Raw genomic sequence first — 4,831 nt, 5'->3', positions numbered from 1 at the left:
CCACGTGTTATCAGCAGCTTTGTCAAGGAGTCTTCCTCTTTCTGCTGGTCACTATGTCGATGACATGCCGCTCACTGCTGTGGTGGCCTTGTGATGCGCCAGCGCGTGACCGGGGTCGCGGCGGTAGCTGCGGCGTTCGTTGTCACTGTGTCTGGTTGCTCGGTCCTTCCCGCTGATGGTGGGTCGGTATTCGCCGCTCCGGTGTCGGGAACTTCTGCGCCTGGTGTGCAGGTCGATGAGGCACTGTCGGCGCTGGATCAGCTTGCGGTGAAGGGGCGTGCGCCGAAGACGGGGTATGCGCGCAGCGAGTTCGGGGTCGCGTGGACTGATACGAACACCGTTATGTGGGGCGGGAACTCGCTGAGTACTCGCGAGGACATATTGTCCCGTGACCTTGTGGACGTCACGTGCAAGGTCCGCTCGGGTGTGGTCTCGCCGCCGTGTGTGGTGCAGTCGGGAGTTCTTCACGATCCGTATACCGGGACGACGGTGAATTTCGTTCGTGGGGAGACGACTTCGCCGCTCGTCCCGATCGAGCATGTCGTCGCTCTTGGTGATTCGTGGCAGAAGGGCGCGCAGCAGTTGTCGGCCGCCGAGCGGATCGATCTGGCGAATGATCCGCTCAATCTCATCGCTACCACGCAGGCTCCGAACTCGGCGAAGAGTGATTCGGATGCCGCATCGTGGCTGCCGCCGAACAAGGCGTTCCGTTGTGCTTATGTGGCCCGTCAGGTCGCGGTCAAACTCCGGTATCGACTGTGGGTGACCCAGGCGGAGAAAGACGCGATCGCCACCGTCCTGTCGACGTGTCCCGGACAGGCGCTTCCCGCCGATGCCGAGGCAGCGGGTCGTGTTTCGTGAACGAGCGGCGAAATCGCTTACCCGCAGGGCGCTAGCCGGAGTCGGTGAATCGTCGCCGCAGCGCGAGGTTCTCGCCGTGGGCGACCGCGAGCGCCGTGCGCAGCTCGCCGACCTCTTCGGCGTGCCGCCGTTTGAGTTCCTTGAGCTGCGAGGACAGTGCTCTGACTGCGGACGGTGCAGACTGCTGTCCGGGTTCGGTCATCTGTTCCGGAGTTGTTCGGCGGTGCGACCGCCTGGTGCGGAGGTCGTTGATCTTCGTGCGCAGGTCGGGCTGGTTGTAGAGGAAGTCGGTGGAGACCTTGGCGCGGCGAGCGACGGCCGCGAAGGTGACCGGCTCGCCTGCATTGCTGAGTGCCAGCAGCGCCGCGTCCGCGCGGGCTCTGGTCTCGGTGTGGCGCGCTCGCGCTGCGGCGGTGAGGTGTTCGGGCACGGGCTGGTTCTCCTTGCTCTAGATGGTGGTTCCGGGGCCGCGAACGGCCTTGTCGGTGGCGGAGACGTCGTTGATCGAGAGCAGGATCCGGTTGAGCGAGTCGACCTCGATTTGGCGGCCGTGCAGCCAGATGTTCGTCTCGTCCATCGGGGCGCCGTACTTCGCGGTGAACACTGCTTGCCGGTGTTCGATCAGGGTTTCCGTGTCGGTGAGTTGGGTCCGCAACTGCGGGGCGTGAGTGGAGTCGGTGACGAATTTCGAGCAGGACAGGCAGGCGTTTCCCTTATCGCACAATTGTTTCGGTGGGAGCGTGCACCAGCCGTTGGGGAGGATGCGGTCGGCTCGCTTGTCGAGCTGGATCAGGTCGTAGAGGTCGGAGCTGTCGATCGAGGCGGTGCGGCCGTCGCGGGTGACTTTCTTGTATCGGAGGAATTCCTCCTCCATGGTCTGAGCGGAGGTCACGGCGTAGTGCAAGGTCATGTCCGGAGAGATGTGTCCGAAGTAGCGCATCACGACGTGCAGCGGCACTCCGGCGTTGATGAGGTTGGTCGCGGCGGTGTGCCGGAAGCGGTGTGTCTTGGAGACCGCGACCTGACGTCCGACGGAGTCTCTGATGTTGAGCAGGCTGGTGAGTCTGCTGAACCGCAGATGCATTGTCGGAAGCGGGTAAGGCTTGTCGCCCAGTCGGTTTCGGGTCGTGCGAAGGAACAGGTATTTTGGCGTGACGTCAGGGTTTCCGAAGTGTGCCATCATTTCTCGGGCGTGCTTTTGTTGGGCTCGGATGATCGTGACGATCTCCTCGTCCACGGGGATCGTGGGTGCGAGGTTCGATTCGATCTTGGTCTGTTGATACCGCATCCGGGCGACGAATCCCGCGCTGTCAGGATCACTGTCTGTGCGCGTGCGCAGGATCGGTTCGAGTGGGTCGAAGTCCATCATCAGCACCTCGTTGGCGCGACGTCCGGTGCGCAGCAGAAGCATCATGATGTGGAAGGCTTGCAGGTCGCCGAGTCCGCCCTCGTTCACGGGCTGTGCGAGCAGGCCGCTGCCTTCGGCGATCTGCGCCATGACATCGTCTTCGAGGACCATGCCGTCTGCCTTGACGTTGGCCAGGCGGGGCTTGTCCTCGGGGCGGAAGAGCACGCAGTGCTCGGGTCGCAGAGTGGCCCAGGCGCTGATGCCGAGTTCGGTGGCGGCTTCGTCCCGGTGGTCATACATGAACTGGTAGAACTGTTCGATCGCGGTCATGATCTGGCGGCGTGGGTTCGTCGCCAGCGGCTTGCCCGCGCGCGCCCCGGACTCGATGCGGTGTGCGAGGAGCAGGTCGCAGAAGCCGCGGATGAAGCCCCGCAGGCGGTGTGGATCGGTTGTCAGGCACGGGCCCTGATCGGCGGTGGTGTCGATGTAGCGTTGCAGCCATTTCAGAGCGTCCAGGCGCGATTTGATCGTGCTCCACGAGTACCTTTCCGTGGTCAGGCCCGCCGAGAGCCAGTACTTCGCTCCCTCGCGCAACCACATGCTGGTCAGGTTGGTGAAGTGCATGGTCGTGCGACCTTGCGGTTCGTGGTCGCGTTGGGGCACCCTCGGGTCGAGGCTGGGGTTCCAGACGTTCAGCTCCCACCACGGGCCGCGGTGATAGGCGTATCCGAGCACGGCGGCCATGTGCCCGAGGCGGTAGGTGCCGCCTTTGAACGCAGACTCGCCGATCTTCTCACCGCGCATCTGAGCCTTCCGTGCGGATCTCACCCACTCGTCCGGCGAACGGTGCAGCAGCGATTGCGCCGACCGGCACTCGTCGTCGTGATGCATCGCGGCGCGCAGCAGGGTGAAGACGGCATTCGTCTCGATGACGCGGACGAAGTGACCCAGCTCGATACGCCGATGAATGATCCAGGCGATTTCCCAGGTCATCGGCTCCGGCAAACCGCGGAAGTTCAGGTAGCAGGAGGTCCAGCCCCCACCGACGTTTACTTCGCGGATCGCCGGTCGGTAGTGCGCCGGCATCGTCTTCTTGTCGAAGTGATCGCTGCGGCATTCTTCGGGCAGAGAGTCCCAGAGCCTGCGGGCGATGGTGAGGTCGAACATGTCCGCTAGTGCCAAGCCCGGATCGATCTGGTGCAGTCTCTTGGGGCTGCGCGACCAGGACGTGATTGCGGGATCTGTTGCTGGGCTAAGCATTCGGATACTCCCATCCGGCGACGTATTCGCGCCAGTTCGCTACCGAGGCCAGCTCGGCGTCCTCGGTGACGTGGCCGTAGATGTTCATCGTGGTCTGCACGCTCGCGTGGCCGAGGCGGCGACTGACGGTGTGGACGGGGCTCCCTGCCAGCAACAGCGCAGTGGCGTGGGTGTGCCGAAACCAGTGCGGTGTCATCAGGTTCGGGAAGTCGTTGTCGCGGTGCTTCATCGAGCGCAGGTGCGCATAGACCGACTCGGTGCGCAGCGGCGCGAACAGCGGGTTCCGCATCACGTTGCAGAAGATGTAGCTGCTGTCCCAATCATCGAGGGCCACATCGGCGCCTCGATCGCACAGCCACCACACGTAGTCGGCGTAGAGCCGATCGAGCCGCGACCCGATGTGGACCTCGCGCTCCCCGGACTTGGCGGACAGGCCGTGCGGGTGCACCCTGCTCACGATCGCGACCCGGGCGCTCTTGCCACCGATCCCGGTGATCCAGTCGCGGTGCTGCAACGAGAGGGCTTCACCGATCCGCATGCCCGATTCCGCCAGGACTGCCCACAGGAACCGATATCGCAGGTCACCTCGCCACTCCTCGAGCACCGGGTCGTAGCTGGCCTCGGCATCTTGGAGGGCGTCGATCGTGGTCGGCGTCAGAACCGGGATGGCCTTGCGGGCGGCGCGGATTCGGATAGTTGCGCGCTTCTGCGGCGCTCGCCTGGCCACGTGCTCGAGGAACGAGAGGTAGCGGCCCGATCGGACCTGGGCTTGCTTCCACAGGAACGGCGCAGCGTCTGTTCCGCTGTCGGCCTGGTAGCGGTAGAAACTCATCACCGCGCGCATGCGGAGGTTCACCGTGCTGTCGCTGAGCGTCGGTCGGGGGCGGAGTTCGCGGACCGGCGAGTCCAGCTCGCCGTAGCGCAGGGCAGAGATGAAGTCGCCGAAGTCGTGCAGCTTCACCGCATCCCACGATGTGCCGGTCACTTCCAGGAACGACCACCACTGGGCCAGGCTCTGTGCGTAGGCGCGGGTCGTGTTCGGCCGGAAGTCGATTTGCCGCCCGTACTCGAGGTATGCCTCGACCGGCTCAACGAGACCGAACGATCTGTCGATCACCGTCCAGGTCGTTGCACCGTCGCTGAGAGTGACACGTTGCGCTGTAGCCATCAGCCCGCTCCCGTTCGCCTGAACTCGAAGCTACGCCCGACCCTGCCTGATTCGATGCACCCGAACGGTGCGTGTCGGCGGTGTCATCGGCGTACCTCGCTGCCTGCAGATAACACCGTCGCCCACATATCCCGAATCCGTGGAAGGAAGCCCAGGATGATGTCAACGGCACTACCTACTAGCTACGGATTACA

The 4,831-nt window shown here is 64.0% G+C and carries 4 protein-coding genes; 1 reads left to right on the top strand and 3 read right to left on the bottom strand.

Annotated features, from left to right (window positions below; translation table 11 throughout):
• Positions 1-93: 93 nt before the first annotated feature.
• Complete coding sequence (locus G9U53_RS32935; RefSeq protein WP_021334716.1) at positions 94-861, top strand: HNH endonuclease family protein; 768 nt, start codon at positions 94-96, stop codon at positions 859-861.
• A 31-nt stretch (positions 862-892) separates the two neighbouring features.
• Here the strand turns inward: G9U53_RS32935 and G9U53_RS32930 are convergent, their stop codons facing one another.
• Genes G9U53_RS32930 through G9U53_RS32920 form a run of 3 tightly spaced genes read right to left on the bottom strand, consistent with a single transcriptional unit; the run spans position 893 to position 4,637 of the window.
• On the bottom strand, positions 893-1,291 hold the full coding sequence (locus G9U53_RS32930; RefSeq protein ID WP_021334717.1) for a DUF6262 family protein: 399 nt from the start codon (positions 1,289-1,291) through the stop codon (positions 893-895).
• Between the two features lie 18 nt (positions 1,292-1,309).
• The gene (locus tag G9U53_RS32925; protein ID WP_080656790.1) at positions 1,310-3,469 is read right to left on the bottom strand and encodes a site-specific integrase; all 2,160 of its coding nucleotides are present in this window, start codon (positions 3,467-3,469) and stop codon (positions 1,310-1,312) included.
• Positions 3,462-4,637, bottom strand: a complete 1,176-nt coding sequence (locus tag G9U53_RS32920; protein ID WP_021334719.1) for a tyrosine-type recombinase/integrase — start codon at positions 4,635-4,637, stop codon at positions 3,462-3,464. Before G9U53_RS32920 ends, G9U53_RS32925 begins: the two co-directional genes overlap by 8 nt.
• Positions 4,638-4,831: the final 194 nt, after the last annotated feature.

Origin of the sequence: Rhodococcus sp. D-46, from assembly GCF_011290655.1 — a bacterium.
Taxonomy (GTDB): domain Bacteria; phylum Actinomycetota; class Actinomycetes; order Mycobacteriales; family Mycobacteriaceae; genus Rhodococcus_F; species Rhodococcus_F qingshengii.
The sequence above is the reverse complement of the archived record's forward strand: the minus strand, read 5'-3'. Positions and strand labels throughout refer to the sequence as shown.

Excerpts from the sequence above, each read along its gene's own strand:
- G9U53_RS32935 (WP_021334716.1), top strand. The coding sequence starts at position 94 with ATGCGCCAGCGCGTGACCGGGGTCGCGGCGGTAGCTGCGGCGTTCGTT.
- G9U53_RS32920 (WP_021334719.1), bottom strand. The coding sequence starts at position 4,637 with ATGGCTACAGCGCAACGTGTCACTCTCAGCGACGGTGCAACGACCTGG.
- G9U53_RS32925 (WP_080656790.1), bottom strand. The coding sequence starts at position 3,469 with ATGCTTAGCCCAGCAACAGATCCCGCAATCACGTCCTGGTCGCGCAGC.